Origin of the sequence: Aequorivita marisscotiae, assembly GCF_029814825.1 — a bacterium.
Classification (GTDB): domain Bacteria; phylum Bacteroidota; class Bacteroidia; order Flavobacteriales; family Flavobacteriaceae; genus Aequorivita; species Aequorivita marisscotiae.
This window is the reverse complement of record NZ_CP122379.1, coordinates 1,634,013-1,652,383: the sequence shown is the minus strand read 5'-3', so window position 1 is coordinate 1,652,383 and position 18,371 is coordinate 1,634,013. Positions and strand designations below refer to the sequence as shown.

The 18,371-nt window shown below is 35.1% G+C and carries 17 protein-coding genes; 14 read left to right on the top strand and 3 right to left on the bottom strand.

Annotated elements, in window-relative coordinates; genetic code table 11:
- Positions 1-55 precede the first annotated feature (55 nt).
- The 4 genes from QCQ61_RS07545 (at position 56) to QCQ61_RS07530 (ending at position 2,006) form a co-directional block, all read left to right on the top strand.
- Entirely contained in the window at positions 56-556 is a 501-nt protein-coding gene (locus QCQ61_RS07545) for an SRPBCC family protein (protein WP_279450148.1), read from the top strand.
- A gap of 273 nt (positions 557-829) precedes the next feature.
- Positions 830-1,204 carry an ArsR/SmtB family transcription factor gene (locus QCQ61_RS07540; protein ID WP_085766193.1) on the top strand — a complete coding sequence of 125 codons (375 nt, stop codon included), beginning with the start codon at positions 830-832 and terminating at the stop codon, positions 1,202-1,204.
- Positions 1,201-1,800 carry a mercuric transport protein MerTP gene (gene merTP, locus QCQ61_RS07535; protein ID WP_085766192.1) on the top strand — a complete coding sequence of 200 codons (600 nt, stop codon included), beginning with the start codon at positions 1,201-1,203 and terminating at the stop codon, positions 1,798-1,800. The genes QCQ61_RS07540 and merTP overlap by 4 nt, the downstream gene beginning before the upstream one ends.
- Positions 1,800-2,006, top strand: a complete 207-nt coding sequence (locus QCQ61_RS07530) for a GDCCVxC domain-containing (seleno)protein (RefSeq protein WP_085766191.1) — start codon at positions 1,800-1,802, stop codon at positions 2,004-2,006. The genes merTP and QCQ61_RS07530 overlap by 1 nt, the downstream gene beginning before the upstream one ends.
- A gap of 240 nt (positions 2,007-2,246) precedes the next feature.
- Here QCQ61_RS07530 and QCQ61_RS07525 read toward each other — a convergent pair whose 3' ends face one another.
- Complete coding sequence (locus QCQ61_RS07525) at positions 2,247-3,218, bottom strand: IS110 family RNA-guided transposase (RefSeq protein WP_279450106.1); 972 nt, start codon at positions 3,216-3,218, stop codon at positions 2,247-2,249.
- Positions 3,219-4,206: 988 nt separating this feature from the next.
- Here QCQ61_RS07525 and QCQ61_RS07520 point away from each other — a divergent pair.
- From QCQ61_RS07520 to QCQ61_RS07500, 5 genes are all read left to right on the top strand, one after another.
- Complete coding sequence (locus QCQ61_RS07520; protein ID WP_279450147.1) at positions 4,207-4,704, top strand: hypothetical protein; 498 nt, start codon at positions 4,207-4,209, stop codon at positions 4,702-4,704.
- A complete protein-coding gene (locus tag QCQ61_RS07515) occupies positions 4,701-5,222 on the top strand; it encodes a hypothetical protein (protein ID WP_279450146.1) in 522 nt (173 codons plus the stop codon). The genes QCQ61_RS07520 and QCQ61_RS07515 overlap by 4 nt, the downstream gene beginning before the upstream one ends.
- 40 nt (positions 5,223-5,262) lie before the next feature.
- Positions 5,263-6,036, top strand: coding sequence for a hypothetical protein (locus tag QCQ61_RS07510; protein ID WP_279450145.1), 774 nt, complete (start codon positions 5,263-5,265; stop codon positions 6,034-6,036).
- Positions 6,037-6,200: 164 nt separating this feature from the next.
- Positions 6,201-6,875, top strand: a complete 675-nt coding sequence (locus QCQ61_RS07505) for a hypothetical protein (protein WP_279450111.1) — start codon at positions 6,201-6,203, stop codon at positions 6,873-6,875.
- Between the two features lie 176 nt (positions 6,876-7,051).
- A complete protein-coding gene (locus tag QCQ61_RS07500) occupies positions 7,052-8,623 on the top strand; it encodes a hypothetical protein (RefSeq protein WP_279450144.1) in 1,572 nt (523 codons plus the stop codon).
- 347 nt (positions 8,624-8,970) lie between these two features.
- Here QCQ61_RS07500 and QCQ61_RS07495 read toward each other — a convergent pair whose 3' ends face one another.
- Positions 8,971-9,132 carry a hypothetical protein gene (locus QCQ61_RS07495; protein ID WP_279450108.1) on the bottom strand — a complete coding sequence of 54 codons (162 nt, stop codon included), beginning with the start codon at positions 9,130-9,132 and terminating at the stop codon, positions 8,971-8,973.
- Between the two features lie 422 nt (positions 9,133-9,554).
- Between QCQ61_RS07495 and QCQ61_RS07490 the strand changes: the two genes are divergently transcribed.
- The 5 genes from QCQ61_RS07490 (at position 9,555) to QCQ61_RS07470 (ending at position 15,801) form a co-directional block, all read left to right on the top strand.
- Positions 9,555-9,992: a hypothetical protein gene (locus tag QCQ61_RS07490; protein WP_279450143.1), complete on the top strand. Its 438-nt coding sequence runs from the start codon at positions 9,555-9,557 to the stop codon at positions 9,990-9,992.
- A 166-nt stretch (positions 9,993-10,158) separates the two neighbouring features.
- On the top strand, positions 10,159-10,833 hold the full coding sequence (locus QCQ61_RS07485) for a type II restriction-modification system restriction endonuclease (RefSeq protein WP_279450142.1): 675 nt from the start codon (positions 10,159-10,161) through the stop codon (positions 10,831-10,833).
- A complete protein-coding gene (locus tag QCQ61_RS07480; protein ID WP_279450141.1) occupies positions 10,830-12,569 on the top strand; it encodes a class I SAM-dependent methyltransferase in 1,740 nt (579 codons plus the stop codon). Before QCQ61_RS07485 ends, QCQ61_RS07480 begins: the two co-directional genes overlap by 4 nt.
- A gap of 946 nt (positions 12,570-13,515) precedes the next feature.
- Positions 13,516-14,526: a hypothetical protein gene (locus QCQ61_RS07475; protein ID WP_279450140.1), complete on the top strand. Its 1,011-nt coding sequence runs from the start codon at positions 13,516-13,518 to the stop codon at positions 14,524-14,526.
- A gap of 543 nt (positions 14,527-15,069) precedes the next feature.
- Entirely contained in the window at positions 15,070-15,801 is a 732-nt protein-coding gene (locus tag QCQ61_RS07470; RefSeq protein WP_115124810.1) for a hypothetical protein, read from the top strand.
- A 123-nt stretch (positions 15,802-15,924) separates the two neighbouring features.
- On the opposite strand, the gene QCQ61_RS07465 is transcribed toward QCQ61_RS07470, so the two are convergent.
- Positions 15,925-16,896, bottom strand: a complete 972-nt coding sequence (locus QCQ61_RS07465; RefSeq protein WP_279450106.1) for an IS110 family RNA-guided transposase — start codon at positions 16,894-16,896, stop codon at positions 15,925-15,927.
- Positions 16,897-18,371 lie beyond the last annotated feature (1,475 nt).

Genomic DNA, 18,371 nt, shown 5'->3' with positions numbered 1-18,371 from the left:
ATTTTAATCCCGTAACTGACGGTTATACAAGACCGTTGTACACAATACCCCAAAAATGCCGAGAATCGAACTTCAAACTGAAATAAAACCTGATAGAAATATCGTGTTTGACTTATCTCGAAGTATCGATTTGCATAAAATATCGACAGAACAAACTAATGAAGAAGCAATCGCGGGAAAAACAAGCGGATTAATCGGAATGAATGAAAGCGTAACTTGGCGTGCAAAACACTTTGGAATCTATCAAAAACTGACTTCCAAAATAACCGAATTTGACAGACCGAATTACTTTGCGGATGAAATGATTAAAGGGACGTTTGCGGAATTTAAGCACGAACATCACTTTGCGGAATCGAATGGCGGAACTTTGATGACTGACTTTTTTTATTATAAATCGCCTTTTGGAATATTAGGAAAGTTAGCGGACAAACTGTTTCTTAAAAAATATATGACTGAATTACTAACTGAAAGAAACCGAATTGTAAAAGAGTTTGCGGAATCTGACAGATGGAAAGAAGTAATAAATGAAAAAAGTACTGTGTACAACACTGCATAACCGCAATTACGGCGGATTCGACTACGTCCGAATCCACGCGTAATTGCTACCGTCGGTGATTAGCCGAAAAACATTAATTTTAATCCCGTAACTGACGGTTATACAAGACCGTTACCCACAAGCTGAAAACCAACCGCACATTTTAGCACTTTCGTTTTTTTCCGACACACAAATCCAACGCTATAATAACCAAAAGAGCTAAAATTTTCCCAATGCTTGAAATTTATGTATTTAAGTATTTGCTTAAATAAGAAATATACGTAACTTTGTTATATGGAAAATAATTCTTGCATAAGACAACAAGCCGATATTGAACAAATAAACCGTTGCAAAGACACAGTTTCGGAATTAAACGAATCGTTCGACTATTTGGCAAACGGACTTTCATTGGTCGGAAATAGCGTTCGACTGAAAATACTCTACCTACTCTTTGAGGAAAAAAGACTTTGTGTTTGTGATTTGAGCGACATTCTCGGAATGAACATTTCAGCTATTTCTCAACATTTAAGGAAAATGAAAGACCGAAATCTATTAGAAACAGAAAGAGATGCTCAAACGATTTTTTACTCACTTACGACTGAATATGAAAAATTACTAAATCCGTTTTTTGAGATACTTGATAAAAACAAAATTTTAGAAACGATATGAAAAGTGAAAACAAATTAATTGGTGCAGGTTTGTTAACTGCAATTACAGCTTCCTTGTGTTGTATTACACCAGTTTTGGCTCTAATCGCAGGAACAAGCGGAATTGCTTCTGCATTTTCTTGGATTGAACCTTTTAGACCTTATTTAATCGGACTGACAATTTTAGTTCTTGGTTTTGCTTGGTATCAAAAACTAAAACCTCAAAAAGAAATTGACTGCGAATGTGAGACGGACGAAAAACCAAAATTTATTCAATCAAAAAAGTTTTTAGGAATCGTAACTGTATTTGCAATTGTAATGTTGGCTTTTCCATACTATTCAGGAATATTTTACCCAAATACAGACAAACAAATAATCGTAGTTGACAAATCGGACATTAAAACGACTGAATTTAAAATAAGCGGAATGACTTGTGCGAGTTGCGAAGAACACGTAAATCACGAAGTAAATAAGCTCAACGGAATTGTGAACTCAAAAGCGTCTTACGAAAATGGAAATGCAATCGTTGAATTTGACAAAACCAAAACCAACGAAACAGAAATCGAGAATGCAATAAACTCAACAGGTTATAAAGTAACCGATAAAAAAGAAAACTAATGGAAGTCAAATTAAAATCAGAAATCACTTGTCCTAATTGCGGACATAAAAAAGTAGAAGATATGCCAACAAACGCTTGTCAATTTTTCTACGAATGCGAGAACTGTAAAACGGTTTTGAAACCAAAAGAAGGAGATTGCTGTGTTTATTGCTCATACGGAACAGTTGCTTGTCCACCAATTCAAGAAAATAAAAGTTGTTGTTAAAAAGCCAACGCTAAAAGCCATACACATTTGCAATTCGCACCAACCAACACTCAAGCCCAAAAATTGCAAAAGAGTATGTCTTTGCCAACGCTGAAAACCAAGCTGAACGGAATAAAGCCAGTGGGTAACAAAGAACTGAGGTAAAAAACAACATATTTCTTCATTAATTTTTGACATTATTATTCTAGGCTTACAGATTGAAAGATGGATCTATAAGCTGTTTTTTTATTTAGATTTTGGTTATTTTTCTGCAAGTACTGAAACAAAATCGGCATCATATGGTAGGCCTGATTTTGCGATAGCAAAACACTGTTTCAAAAGTTTATTAGCAACCGCAATAAGCGCGAGCTTTTTACTCTTCCCTTTATTTACGATGCGCTGATAAAGCGCTTGGCACGCCCTGTTGTACTTACAGGCATTGAAGGCGCATAGAAATAATAGATTGCGGAGTTTCTTATTGCCAACCTTACTAATTCTGCTACGACCACGTACACTACTTCCAGATTCCCTAGTGGTAGGTGTGATGCCCACATAACTGCAAAGCTGCGCCCCCGTTTCAAATTTGGAAAAGCCATCGGTTACCACAATTAAAAACAAAGCTGTCTTGGCTCCAATGCCAGGAACAGTCTGCAAAAGCGTTAGCTGGTGTTGCTGCTCTTGCCTCACCAATTCAAGCAGGCGTTCTTCTATTCCAGCAAGCTCTTTGTCCAAGTGTTTTTTATCGCGCTTTAATGAACGATACACGAACTTTGACGGGATGCCCAAGGTTTCCTCACCGTGCATTTTATTTTTAGTAGCGGTACGTTTTTTAAGGTAACTGTCCATCAAACGAAACAGTTGCAAGCACTCGGCCTGTACATCTGTAAAGGCATTGTAAAGTGGAACGTCATTGGCGAGGGAATACTCGCAAATGGCTTTTGCATCACTCTTGTCGGTCTTTACCTTGGCAAGCTTCATCTGTATAAAACGTTTTACAGATAAAGGATTTACAACAGACACCGCCACATTGTTTTTGTAAAGAAACTGTGCAAGCCTATAATGATAGTAACCCGTTGCTTCCATAGCTACAATTGAATTATTAGAAAGTATCTTCAAAAAAGATTTAAATCCTTTTTCATCATTATTGAACTGGTTGTGGCCACTGGTACTACCGAATACATCAAAGACATTCTTACTGATGTCAACTCCGAAAGTTTCCTTATATTTATTCATAGGAACTGATTTTATGAAAGAACCAGCTACTTGGGTCACAACAACTTGAAAACGAGGTCTAGGCCTCACAGAACTGAACGTGATTTAAGTAGTAAAAGAGCGGGGATTATCAATGTTGTCGAAGTCTAAAGCTTCACCGTATATAGTAACCTTACTCCGCTCTTTTGTTCTTTCTGATTAATACTTAAAATTAACTTATTTAGTGAAAATCAAACTTAAGACGTATATAAAAAATAGCGGTTTAAGTGCTTAATCTAAAGTGATTTTTATAAATTTAACGTCAGTACCAAACCGAAAAGTTAGTGTGTAAAATTTGCTACTTTTCATATACAAGACCGTTACCCAACATTTGAACAGAATGAATACGAAGAAAATTATAGTAATTCATTTAGCTGTATTTATACTTTTGACTTTACTCTTATTTTTCTCATCCGAATTTTTCATTAACGAATTTGCGGAGGGATTTCACGACATCAAATTGTGGATAGGATTAATATATTATGGAACAATTGGAATTCTATTTTTGACAATTATTTCTTGTCTGATATTTCTAAAACAAAGGAAAATAATTGGCCTGATAATAATAACTCTAAATTTATTCTGGACTTGGTTTAGTCTTGACCTTCTGTACAGGTATCATTTCACGGAATTTAATCCGACTTTTTATATTCCAAATTGGATTTTGATAATGAATTCCATATTTGCGATTGTTGGAATTGTAATAGGATTTAAACTAATAAATAAAAAGATAACCATAAAAAGAGCTTTATTGACTGACTTTACTCTGATTTTAATCGGACTGATAATCCAACAAAGCTGAATAAAAAAACGTTGGGTAACAACGGCTATAGTTCATTGCGGCGGAATTTTCTGCCGAAAATTCCCGCAGCTTTGCTATCTTTCGTCTACTGCGGAAAAGTCCTTCGGACATTTTCCGCAACAAACCATAGCCCAAACGTTGTGGTGCATTTAAAACAGACAAACTAAATTGACCAGAATAATCAAAATAGCGACAATTCTATTTCAAGTTGGACTGACAATCGGGACGACTTCTATTCTGTATATGCTATTTGCAATGTTCGACTATCAAGGTGGATTTGCAAATTTCGTTGGACTGACCTTGTTTCAACCAATTTTAGCCATTCTGATTTCAATTTTGACCGTAATTGTATGCGGACTTGTTGGACTTCCAATCCGACTGAACAATCGACTAAATACTTGGTGGAGATCTCATTTCTATGTTTCAATTTTAATAGGACTTTTAGGTTTAGTTGCTTGTGCAATTTCTTTAATGCCAGGATTTATCGAAGAAATAACATATCGAATGGACGGAATGGATATGACCCAAACTGTTCCAAATCAAATTCTTTCTATTTCAGGTTGGTTTCTAGTGTCAATTGGAACTTTACACCTATATCCACCAAAATTTATTCAAGACAAACTTGAAAGCCTTTTGACCAGTAAATCTGTGTTGACGACCGAATGAAACGAATTCAAAAAATATTTAAGTGGATAACCTTGCTGTTCTTTGGAATTGCAATCTATGCAATGACAATTGGACAAATTATTCCAATTGAGTTTGCTGATTGGCACGATATGCACCTTTTCTACGACATACTTCTACAAGGACTTCCAATTGGAATATTATTGACTCTCGTTTGGACTTTAAAGAAAGACAGACCAAAGAAGACAAACATTGCTATCGGAATTTTAACACCAATAATTGCAGGTGGAATGTTTTTTGGAACAATATTTCTAATGTTCTCATATGGTTTTGGAGCGTGGGTAGACGAAGAAATAATCTATGAGAATAAGGAAAATCCCAACGTGACAATTAATCAGCAATTGTGGGATATTGGTGCATTTGGTTACGGTGGACAAAGAACGGTAAAGCTAACGCCAATTATAGAAATTTGGAATTGGGCTGAAGAAATTGACACTAATGAAATTGAAAAAGATAATTGGATTTTAGTACAACGAGAAGGAGACATTAAGTTTCCATAAAACGAAGAAAAAAACGACACCACAACAATGCATATAGCTTATGGCGGGTAAGATGGTAAATCAAAGTTTTGGGCTTTTAAGTAAGTTTTTTGCAAACCGACAAGAAAGCGCTTCGAAAACCGCCACAAAGCCATATGCTAAACGTTGTGCAACATTAGAAAAAACATTGAGAAAAACTTCAAAATTTACTGGAATTATAATTTTAATCTTGGTTTCCATAGGTTGCAAAAGCAAACCTGAATTTAAAAAGATCGATTTTGATTGGAAAATTGATGTGATTGAAAATATTGGTCGAAATTTAAATCCAAATCAAAAATATGAATATTGGGCGCTATTAAGGTCAAGTAATGGAGGTCACGAACACGTGGACATTCTACACGAAGAAGGTATGACTGATAACCGCAGCTTGATTGATTTGAGTTATAATCAAGAGGGTTTTATTGTTCGCGGACATCACGCCACTTACGCATATTATATAATTGCTGTAGAAAAAGGACAAGTCTCGAAAATAAAAAACACAGCGGATTTAAAACTTTTCCTTGGTAAGATTGACACAATGGAAGAGGCACTTTTGCTAACACAAATCAAAGAATTCGGAATTGATAACTGTGATGAGCGAGGTGGTTCTTATCGAAAAACAAAAAGCGGGTATGAATTTTATTTAATGAAATCTAATACAATAGGAAGTTTAATTATTTTAGAAGATTTTAAAAACACACAATATTTAGTTTCTGTAGATAATTCTGGGAATTTAAACTCGAAATCTTGCGGAGTTTATTGTCAAGGTAAAAAGGAATGTATAGATTGCGGATAAAATAACGTTGCACAACAATGGCTATAAGTAATTGCTTGTTCTCGCCTACTTCTGAAAATCCTCGCGGATTTTCATTTTGGTGTGTACTTGCAAAGTTAAGTGCTAACCCACGCAACTACTCATAGCCGAGACCGTTGGGCGTAATTTGAAAAACGAAAATCCGAATGATAAAACACCATAATTTTTTTAAAGTTCACTTGCCTAAAAAAGAATATAAAGGCAAAGACGAAAATGAACTTGCCGAAATTCTTATGGAAGAGTTTTATCTGTTTTCAGAGGGAAAATGGACAAAAGATTACGAACCGAAAAATCCTAAAACCGACAAATTTGAAATAAGTTTATATCCTTCTATTATTTACGCTGGAAACAAACTAAACTACTCAGAAAATGAGAAGTTTCAAATGATAAACGATTTTTTAGACAGCTCATTCGTTGACTATTTAGAAAGATTTAATCCTTTATATAAATGCACAAGTTTTATTGAATACCATCTTTACTATTTCAAAGGAAACAAAACGGAATTTTACAAACACATTAAATACCAAATTTTATCTGTAGTCAAAAAACGAAAGGAATCAAAAAAGAAAGACTTTGACTATGAAAGTTTGGAACAAATATTAATCGATTGGGTAAATGAGAAAATGAAAGTTAAGGAAGAAAAAAAGAGCATCCTAAATGCGGAAAACGTAATTATAAATAAAAAGAGTAAAATCAAAAATCAATCGATTGGAAATGAAAAAGAGCCTAAAGAATCGAATTGGAATAAAGCTAACGTAATAATAGCTTTGATAGTCGGAATTGCAACAATAATCGGAATCGTATGGGGAATAATGAATTAAAAAAACTACGCCCAACACTGTATAAAATTAATTGCTAGTTTTAGCCAGTTTACGAAAGTCCTCGCGGACTTTCTATCTGTGATTTATTTGCTAACTTTAGTGCTTAAATCACGCAACTAATCTTATACAAACACGTTGTGCGTCAGCTGAAAAACAATCTCACGACAAAAAAGAGAATGAACAAAATTTTTGCAATACTAATTTTATCATTGACACTTTTTGCCTGTAATGGGCAACAAAATTCCAACGTGATAAAATTAGAGAGTGGTTTTTCTCTTGCTCAAGACACAATTTCAATAAGTGTAAATGGCAGAATGACTCACGCATTAGAATATAAGGACAAATATTATGTGCTTTTTGAACAACGATTAAAGAAATATGGTGGCTACGGAAAAAGATGGCTTTATATTTTTTCAAACAATCAATTAGAAAAAGTGATTGACTGCCCCGAAGAAATGAAAACAGTCTACTTGGATTTTTATGTGCAAAACGATAGCATTATTCTGAAGCCGTATATGGACAAGCAAAGCTATTATCTTGATAATACAAATTTAAAGTGGAACAAGATTAACAAAACGGATGACTTAATATGGGAAGATTCAGACTTTTATGTCTACTCTTTAGATTTTGGTGAATGGGGTGGAAAAACGTGGTTTAAAGACAAGAAAACAGACAATCAATATGTTTTGGAATCCACAACACCATTGATAAACAAAATCGACAGCACTTATTATTTGACTAATTCCTTTAAAGTTCTGAGAATCAACAACCCAAAGAAACTAACAAAATGTGATAGCGATGTGACTTATGAAAACATTGAAAAGACAGGTAAGAACTACTCTTGGTACAGTGAACCAAAAGGCTACAAAGTGATTTATGAAGATGAGAATGTAGACTATTTTGATTTTTCATATCATCCTAGCATTGTCAGTTCCTTTGTTTATAATGATGAACTTCTACACATTTTTGAAACAGACACAGCTTCGTATCTTTCACGGATAGTGAATAATAAAATACAGCCTTTTGAGAAGATACTTGATGATGTAAAATTTTTCAATTGGCACTTCTCTTATCGTTGTAAAAACTTTAATGGCTCTAATGAATTGCTCAAATTCAAAACATCGAATGACCAAATTTATGGTCTGACAAGAATTAAGGATAACAGGATTTATGCAAGCTTTTTAGTGAATGACTTTGAGTTAAAACCGAAAACATTAGGAAAAAAAAGGTCAAACGAAATTTTTGAAAATAGACTTAAAACAATCCTTGTTGATTTTTCAAATCTGTCCCTTACCAAAGTGGAGTCGAAAGAAAAGGAATGGAAAACTTTTGACATTACCCCAAATCACAAGATTGGAATTGGAGACAGTTGGAACCCTAGGAAATATGATATTGATATTAACAAATCTTACCTTATTGTAGAAGATTCGATTATCTCAAACTCAATTATGTATTATGCTACTAAAAAGACTGGTTTAGTTAGAGCGATAACAATGAATTGGGAAAAAACACAGACTGATAGGATTGAATTTGGAAATGAAAAGTCGGCAAGTGAAGATTTTTTGACAAGATTTAATGATCTTGTATTAATTCTAACTAATGAACTTGGCGAACCCAATTCGATAAATGAAGAAAAGAAAAATCAATCATTTGTTTGGACGACAGAGAACAATATAAACGTTGAAATTAAGCTTTCGAGACAGGATAACTATAATAATATAAGAATAGTGGTATATGAGAGAAAATGAAAAAGCCGAACGCACAACAACGGCTATACGTAATGCGGATTTTGATGCTAAATTGAAAGTCAATGAATATTAACAAACATATCGGTAAACCGAAAGTGAAGTGCATATTAATCCCGCACTACGCATAGCCAAACCGTTACCTGTAATTGCTCCGACGAAATTTCCAGACAAATAATCTGACTAAAAAAGTCGTCTATTCGGAAAAATTCAAGCAGAAGTTTGACGGCTGACTTTTTGCTCGAAAGCGGAAAAACCCAAAATGCGGACTTAATTCGGAACCGAACAATTTTAACGGATTTGCCCACTCAAACGGAATCGAATCGATTTTTGACAAACTGAACGGAATTTTACGCCGACTTGATTGCGGAAAAGCCGATCGTGCCACTGTTGTGTGTCGCAAAAACAGGTAACAACGCATAACGCCCAATGCTCAATTTTTCCTTATCGGAAAAATCGCCCGGGCGGGAAATAAGGTATTTTTTATGTAATTTAGTCAGTGCATCACGCATCGTGCGTTATACAAAACCGTTACCTGTAATTGCTCCGACGAAATTTCCAGACAAATAATCTGACTAAAAAAGACGTCTATTCGGAAAAATTCAAGCAGAAGTTTGACGGCTGACTTTTTGCTCGAAAGCGGAAAAACCCAAAACGCGGACTTAATTCGGAACCGAACAATTTTGACAGATTTGCCCACTCAAACCGAATCGAATCGATTTTTGACAAACTGCGTGGAATATTACGCCGACTTGATTGCGGAAAAGCCGATCGTGCCACTGTTGTGTGTCGCAAAAACAGGTAACAACGCATAACGCCCAATGCTCAAATTTTCCATATCGGAAAAATCGCCCGGGCGGGAAATAAGGTATTTTTTATGTAATTTAGTCTGTACATCACGCATCGTGCGTTATACAAAACCGTTGGCAATAATTTGAAAAACGAAATAACATTGATAAAAAGATATAGAAATCAAAAATTAGTTCAATTTATAATTGGAATTATTTGGTTGGTCGGAATTTATTTTTTTGTAGATTCTAATATCACTAGAATTGGAATGGTCGCCTTTATTTTCTTTATCGGAATAGCTTACAGCACAAAATTATTGACTAACATTAAGATAAGTGACGAATTTTACATCTTCGAGACTTACTCAATTGTAACACAAAAAGAAGAAATTAAGATTTCGGAATCTCAACTGATTGAAATACTATACAACTCTGACTTTTTATTTAATTCTCACAATGTGATTATAAAATATAATGGAGAAAACGGTGTAGTAAACAAAAAGCTGTGTCTGAATACAGAACCTTGGAGTAAACTAACATCTGATTTAAATCGAATAAAAAAAACTATTGCCAACAATGTATAAATTCAATTGCGGCTGAATTTCCTGCGGAAATTCATTGCAATTTTCTATCTTTCAGTCTCAATCGGAAAATCGTACCGATTTTCCGCAACTGAAATTTATACGCTAACGTTGGGCGTCATACAAGAAAACTCGAACTTTGAACAGAATTAAACAGAAAAGAAAATAAATGAATCCAGACTTAACAATAGAAACACTAAAGAAAGCTGCAAAGGAATTTTGCGACATTGAATCTACCTATCAAAATAGAGACCTTTATGGAGTAACTGACGGAAAAGCAGTTGGAACTTACATTGAGCACAAATTTCAAAAGTATCTTGAAGACCATTATACTTATGATAAAGGTTCGTCCGCAAAAGGAATAGATTTACCAGGAGCAAATATTCAGACAGACATTAAAGTAACTTCTATTAGACAACCACAGTCTTCTTGCCCATTTAAAGATGCAAAACAGAAAATATTTGGTTTAGGTTATAACCTACTTGTTTTTGTCTATGACAAAGTTGATGACCCAAATACAAGTGCTGCCAAGCTTGACTTTGTAAGCTGTTCATTCCTTGAAAAAGAAAGAACTGCCGACTATACAACGACATTCAGAATAAGAGAAATGATAAAAGATGGAGCAATCAAAGAAGACATTATTGCCTATCTTAACGACAAAAATATCCCAGCAGACGATATTACACTTGGCTTAATTGCAGACCAGATTTTGAGCAATACACCTAAACAAGGCTACCTGACCATTTCAAATGCGTTGCAATGGAGATTACAATACGCACGAGTAGTTAACCTTGCAGAAGCGGTTGAAGGTATTACTAAAGTTGTAGACAAAGTGACTAAATGATTTGTTTTGAAACACATATTAGCGATTCAATTTTTGAGTTCTTCCAAAAGAATCAAAAGTCTCTATTGCACTTCACCAAGATTAATTCAATCATAAAAGAAGTTAGTGGAATAAACGACTTTTTCACCAATCAAGAGCAGGCAAATGAATTACTTGAGACAATAAAAGAACATAACTCAATTGTTTCAGAGCCTGATAGAAGAGAATACGGAGACTTTCAAACAAACCAAATTTTAGCCCAAAAGGTTGTTGATTATACTTTCTCTAAATCTAACGACTTTGAATTTGTCTTAGAACCGACCTGTGGCAAGGGTAATTTCTTGCTTGCCGCAATCAAACAATCAAAAAAACTAATAAAGGTCGTTGGTGTAGAAATATATCAACCTTACGTTTGGGAAACTAAATTCAAAATCTTAGAATACTTTATTTCTGTAAAGGAAAATACTAAACCCGAAATTGACATTATTCACGCCAATGCATTTGAGTTTTCTTATGAAGAGTTAGCCAAATCAACACAAGATTTAAAAACTTTAATAATTGGAAATCCGCCTTGGGTTACCAATTCAGAACTCGGTTCAATTGACTCAAGAAATCTTCCTCAAAAATCAAACTTCAAAAAACATAGTGGTTTTGAAGCTATAACAGGTAAAGGAAACTTTGACATTGGTGAATATATTTCACTAATAATGTTGAGATGTTTCGATAGGCATAATGGTGCATTCGCATTTTTAATCAAAAACTCGGTTGTCAAAAATCTCATTTATGACCAAAAGCAAAACAAGTTTAGAATTGGTCAAACCGAAAACTTAAATATTGATTCAAAAAAAGAATTTAATGTTTCAGTAAATGCTTGTTTATTCCTAACTCATTTAAATTGTGAGCCAGAACTAACCTGCACCGCATTCGATTTTTACACAAAAGACAAATTAACAACCTTTGGTTGGTACAAGGACAAGTTTGTGTATTCCGTTCAAGATTATGATGAATCAAGTATAGTGGATGGAAAATCAACATTCGTTTGGCGTTCGGGCGTAAAACACGATTGTTCAAAAGTTATGGAGCTTGAACAAGTAAATGGTCATTTCAAAAATGCTTTAGGCGAAGAAATCAACCTTGAAAATAACCTGACTTATGGCTTATTAAAGAGTTCAGACCTAAAAGAAGACAAGACTAACTCATTTAGGAAGTTGACTATCATAACTCAAAAAAAGATAGGTCAAGAAACTAAGTACATAAAAGATAAATATCCACTTACTTACAATTATCTGACTTCTCATAAAGAGTATTTCGATAAGCGAAAATCTTCCATTTATAAAGACAAACCGAGTTTTTCAATTTTTGGTATTGGAGATTATTCGTTTGCACCTTACAAAATTGCCATTTCAGGACTTTACAAATCAACTCATTTTACATTGGTAAGCCCTTCTAATTCTAAACCAATAATGCTTGACGACACTTGCTATTTTATTGGATTCGAGAATTTAAAAATGGCTGAAATTGCTCACTATTTGGTGAATTCCGAATTAGTTCAAAAGTTCCTTAAATCAATAATATTTTCGGATTCTAAAAGGTCAATCAATAAAGACACATTAATGCGTATTGATTTTGCAAGGGCATTTGAAAGTACAGGTTATGAACAAGCAAGCAAGGAAATTAAAGGCTTAGAACCCGAACATTGGGAGAAATTTAGTGAAATGATAAAAGAAGAAGTGACAGAACAAATGACACTATTCTGAAAAAAAAAGTACGAACGCCCAACAATAGCTATACGTAATGCGGGCGAAAGTGCTGATATGAAAGCAATTACATTAAATAAACTAAGTGCTAAATTGAAAGGTATGTGCCTTGAAATCCCGCACTACGCATAGCCGAGCCGTTACCTGTAATTGCTCCGACGAAATTTCCAGACAAATAATCTGACTAAAAAAGTCGTCTATTCGGAAAAATTCAAGCGGAAGAATTGACGGTTGACTTTTTGCTCAAAAGCGGAAAAACCCAAAACGCGGACTTAATTCGGAACCGAACAATTTTGACAGATTTGCCCACTCAAACCGAATCGAATCGATTTTTGACAAACTGCGTGGAATATTACGCCGACTTGATTGCGGATAATCCGATCGTGCCACTGTTGTGTGTCGCAAAAACAGGTAACAACGCATAACGCCCAATGCTCAATTTTTCCTTATCGGAAAAATCGCCCGGGCGGGAAATAAGGTATTTTTTATGTAATTTAGTCAGTGCATCACGCATCGTGCGTTATACAAAACCGTTACCTGTAATTGCTCCGACGAAATTTCCAGACAAATAATCTGACTAAAAAAGTCGTCTATTCGGAAAAATTCAAGCAGAAGTTTGACGGCTGACTTTTTGCTCGAAAGCGGAAAAACCCAAAATGCGGACTTAATTCGGAACCGAACAATTTTGAGGGATTTGCCCACTCAAACGGAATCGAATCGATTTTTGACAAACTGCGCGGAATATAACGCCGACTTGATTGCGGATAATCCGATCGTGCCACTGTTGTGTGTCGCAAAAACAGGTAACAACGCATAACGCCCAATGCTCAATTTTTCCTTATCGGAAAAATCGCCCGGGCGGGAAATAAGGTATTTTTTATGTAATTTAGTCTTTGCATTACGCATCGTGCGTTATACAAGACCGTTAGCCAACATTTGACAAAAATTGAAAACAGAACATCCAAAGATTGCTAAAATATTTACTGATTGTGCTAATAAAGCTAAATCAGAAACGAATATCTGTATGCATCCTAATTGCAATGAGAAAGCTATAAATTCTCATATTATGCAAAAAAATGGAATTTTATCTTCAATAGCAGATGATAAACATTTATGGGAATCATCTATTGACCATTTCAAACAAGAATACACAAGGCTTCACAGAAAAGGGATTAATAAAATCTACACTTTTACTGGTTTTTGTAATAATCACGACACATCTATATTCAGCAAAATTGAGACAGAAGGAGCTATTGATTTCCAGGATTATGAGTCCTGTTTACTCTTCGCTTTAAGAACAACATACAATGAACTATGGCTAAAAGAAGTAGTCATAAAAATGCAAGAATGTGTAATTAATCATTCAGGTGTGGATACGGATAACCAAATTTTAAGAGAAACTATTCGTCAAAACAAACTTGGAATTAAAGATTTAGAGCATTACACAAATTCAATGTGGAACGATTTGGAAAATAAAACTGAATCCTTTGTTTTTGAGCATAGGGAAATGGATTACAAAGAAATATGCCTGAATGCAATATTTACTTATGATACTTCGAGTGAGATAATGGATTATCAATACAAGTATGGAAAAGATATGGAACGAACTTCTGAAATTTTTATATCGTATTTTCCATATAACAACAAATCCATTTTACTAATGGGTTATCACAAGGATGATACAGCAAAAGTTAAATCGTATGTAAATCTCTTTTTCAAAGAAAATATTAAAAGAACCCATAAAAGACTATCAAGCCTAATAATTTTCAATTGTGAAACTTGGGTTTGCTCTAATACATTTTATAAAAAAAAATTTGAAGGGCTTGATTCTGAATTTTTCAAAGCAATGAAGTTCTCTGCAAAAAATGGAAACGAAAGAAAGACATTTAATTTTGATTTATTCAAAGCAGATTTTCAAACGACATTTAAGAATTTTATTAATAAAAACGTTGGCTAACAATGGCTATAAGTAATTGCTTGTTCTCGCCTACTTCTGAAAATCCTCGCGGATTTTCAGTCTGGTGTGTACTTGCAAAATTAACTGCTAAACCACGCAACTACTCATAGCCGAGACCGTTACCTGTAATTGCTCCGACGAAATATCCAGACAAATAATTCTGACTAAAAAAGACGTCTATTCGGAAAAATTCAAGCGGAAGAATTGACGGCTGACTTTTTGCTCAAAAGCGGAAAAACCCAAAACGCGGACTTAATTCGGAACCGAACAATTTTAACGGATTTGCCCACTTAAACGGACTCGAATCGATTTTTGACAAACTGCGCGGAATATAACGCCGACTTGATTGCGGATAATCCGATCGTGCCACTGTTGTGTGTCGCAAAAACAGGTAACAACGCATAACGCCCAATGCTCAATTTTTCCTTATCGGAAAAATCGCCCGGGCGGGAAATAAGGTATTTTTTATGTAATTTAGTCTGTGCATCACGCATCGTGCGTTATACAAAACCGTTGTGCTTCATTATCAGAAACCGCTAACCAATGATAAAATTCTTTAGAAAAATTAGGCAAAGACTACTTTCTGATAACAAATTCAGTAAGTATCTGATTTATGCCGTCGGAGAGATTATCCTTGTTGTTATCGGGATTTTGATTGCTTTGCAGGTCAACAATTTAAATGAAGTTCGAAAATCAAATTTGGAATTGAACAAAATAAACCAAAACTTGATTCAGGAATTTGAATCTAATCAAAAAGCTCTAAATATAGCATTAGGTGGATTGAAATGGACAAAACGTGGAGGTTTAAAAATACTCTCAATGATGGGGAAATCAGAAAGTGAACTGAACCGTACAAATATTGATAGCTTGATAGAAACCTCACTTTTTTGGCCAACTTGGAAACCGACTAATTTTGTCTTAAACGAACTCAAAAGCACAGGTAAATTGTCATTAATTAAAAATAATAAGATAAAGGAACTACTTTTTGAATATGAACGACAATCTGAAAATGTAAATGAATGGAATAGACGTATGGAAAAAAGTTCGCAGGATATTGTTGATTACATCAAAAATTATGGTTCATTGAGGAATGTAAACCATAATCGAATATCAATTAAAAAGTCTGATTTGGATTTTAACAATATTAGTTTCTTTAATGATTTAAAATTTGAAAATCAAGTTGATGAGAAAGTACTTTATTCGCAATTTTTGGAAAATGTTTATGCAGAAACGGATAAATTAATCAGTGAAATTTTAGAAGAAACCAGAAAATAACGAAAGCACAACAAAGAACTGAGGTAAAAAACAACATATTTCTTCATTAATTTTTGACATTATTATTCTAGGCTTACAGATTGAAAGATGGATCTATAAGCTGTTTTTTTATTTAGATTTTGGTTATTTTTCTGCAAGTACTGAAACAAAATCGGCATCATATGGTAGGCCTGATTTTGCGATAGCAAAACACTGTTTCAAAAGTTTATTAGCAACCGCAATAAGCGCGAGCTTTTTACTCTTCCCTTTATTTACGATGCGCTGATAAAGCGCTTGGCACGCCCTGTTGTACTTACAGGCATTGAAGGCGCATAGAAATAATAGATTGCGGAGTTTCTTATTGCCAACCTTACTAATTCTGCTACGACCACGTACACTACTTCCAGATTCCCTAGTGGTAGGTGTGATGCCCACATAACTGCAAAGCTGCGCCCCCGTTTCAAATTTGGAAAAGCCATCGGTTACCACAATTAAAAACAAAGCTGTCTTGGCTCCAATGCCAGGAACAGTCTGCAAAAGCGTTAGCTGGTGTTGCTGCTCTTGCCTCACCAATTCAAGCAGGCGTTCTTCTATTCCAGCAAGCTCTTTGTCCAAGTGTTTTTTATCGCGCTTTAATGAACGATACACGAACTTTGACGGGATGCCCAAGGTTTCCTCACCGTGCATTTTATTTTTAGTAGCGGTACGTTTTTTAAGGTAACTGTCCATCAAACGAAACAGTTGCAAGCACTCGGCCTGTACATCTGTAAAGGCATTGTAAAGTGGAACGTCATTGGCGAGGGAATACTCGCAAATGGCTTTTGCATCACTCTTGTCGGTCTTTACCTTGGCAAGCTTCATCTGTATAAAACGTTTTACAGATAAAGGATTTACAACAGACACCGCCACATTGTTTTTGTAAAGAAACTGTGCAAGCCTATAATGATAGTAACCCGTTGCTTCCATAGCTACAATTGAATTATTAGAAAGTATCTTCAAAAAAGATTTAAATCCTTTTTCATCATTATTGAACTGGTTGTGGCCACTGGTACTACCGAATACATCAAAGACATTCTTACTGATGTCAACTCCGAAAGTTTCCTTATATTTATTCATAGGAACTGATTTTATGAAAGAACCAGCTACTTGGGTCACAACAACTTGAAAACGAGGTCTAGGCCTCACAGAACTGAACGTGATTTAAGTAGTAAAAGAGCGGGGATTATCAATGTTGTCGAAGTCTAAAGCTTCACCGTATATAGTAACCTTACTCCGCTCTTTTGTTCTTTCTGATTAATACTTAAAATTAACTTATTTAGTGAAAATCAAACTTAAGACGTGTATAATTAATGGCTAGTTCTAGCCTACTTACGAAAATCCTCGCGGATTTTCTATTCGGTTTTTATTTACTAAATTAGGTGCTTAAACACGCCACTAATCATACACAAAACCGTTACCTGTAATTGCTCCGACGAAATATCCAGACAAATAATCTGACTAAAAAAGTCGTCTATTCGGAAAAATTCAAGCGGATAAATTGACGGCTGACTTTTTGCTCGAAAGCGGAAAAATCCAAAATGCGGACTTAATTCGGAACCGAACAATTTTAACGGATTTGCCCACTTAAACGGACTCGAATCGATTTTTGACAAACTGCGCGGAATATAACGCCGACTTGATTGCGGATAATCCGATCGTGCCACTGTTGTGTGTCGCAAAAACAGGTAACAACGCATAACGCCCAATGCTCAATTTTTCCTTATCGGAAAAATCGCCCGGGCGGGAAATAAGGTATTTTTTATGTAATTTAGTCTGTGCATCACGCATCGTGCGTTATACAAAACCGTTACCTGTAATTGCTCCGACGAAATTTCCAGACAAATAATCTGACTAAAAAAGACGTCTATTCAGAAAAATTCAAGCGGATGAATTGACGGCTGACTTTTTGCTCGAAAGCGGAAAAACCCAAAATGCGGACTTAATTCGGAACCGAACAATTTTGAGGGATTTGCCCACTCAAACGGAATCGAATCGATTTTTGACAAACTGCGCGGAATATAACGCCGACTTGATTGCGGATAATCCGATCGTGCCACTGTTGTGTGTCGCAAAAACAGGTAACAACGCATAACGCCCAATGCTCAATTTTTCCTTATCGGAAAAATCGCCCGGGCGGGAAATAAGGTATTTTTTATGTAATTTAGTCTTTGCATTACGCATCGTGCGTTATACAAGACCGTTACCTGTAATTGCTCCGACGAAATTTCCAGACAAATAATCTGACTAAAAAAGTCGTCTATTCGGAAAAATTCAAGCGGATAAATTGACGGCTGACTTTTTGCTCGAAAGCGGAAAAACCCAAAATGCGGACTTAATTCGGAACCGAACAATTTTGAGGGATTTGCCCACTCAAACGGAATCGAATCGATTTTTGACAAACTGCGCGGAATATAACGCCGACTTGATTGCGGATAATCCGATCGTGCCACTGTTGTGTGTCGCAAAAACAGGTAACAACGCATAACGCCCAATGCTCAATTTTTCCTTATCGGAAAAATCGCCCGGGCGGGAAATAAGGTATTTTTTATGTA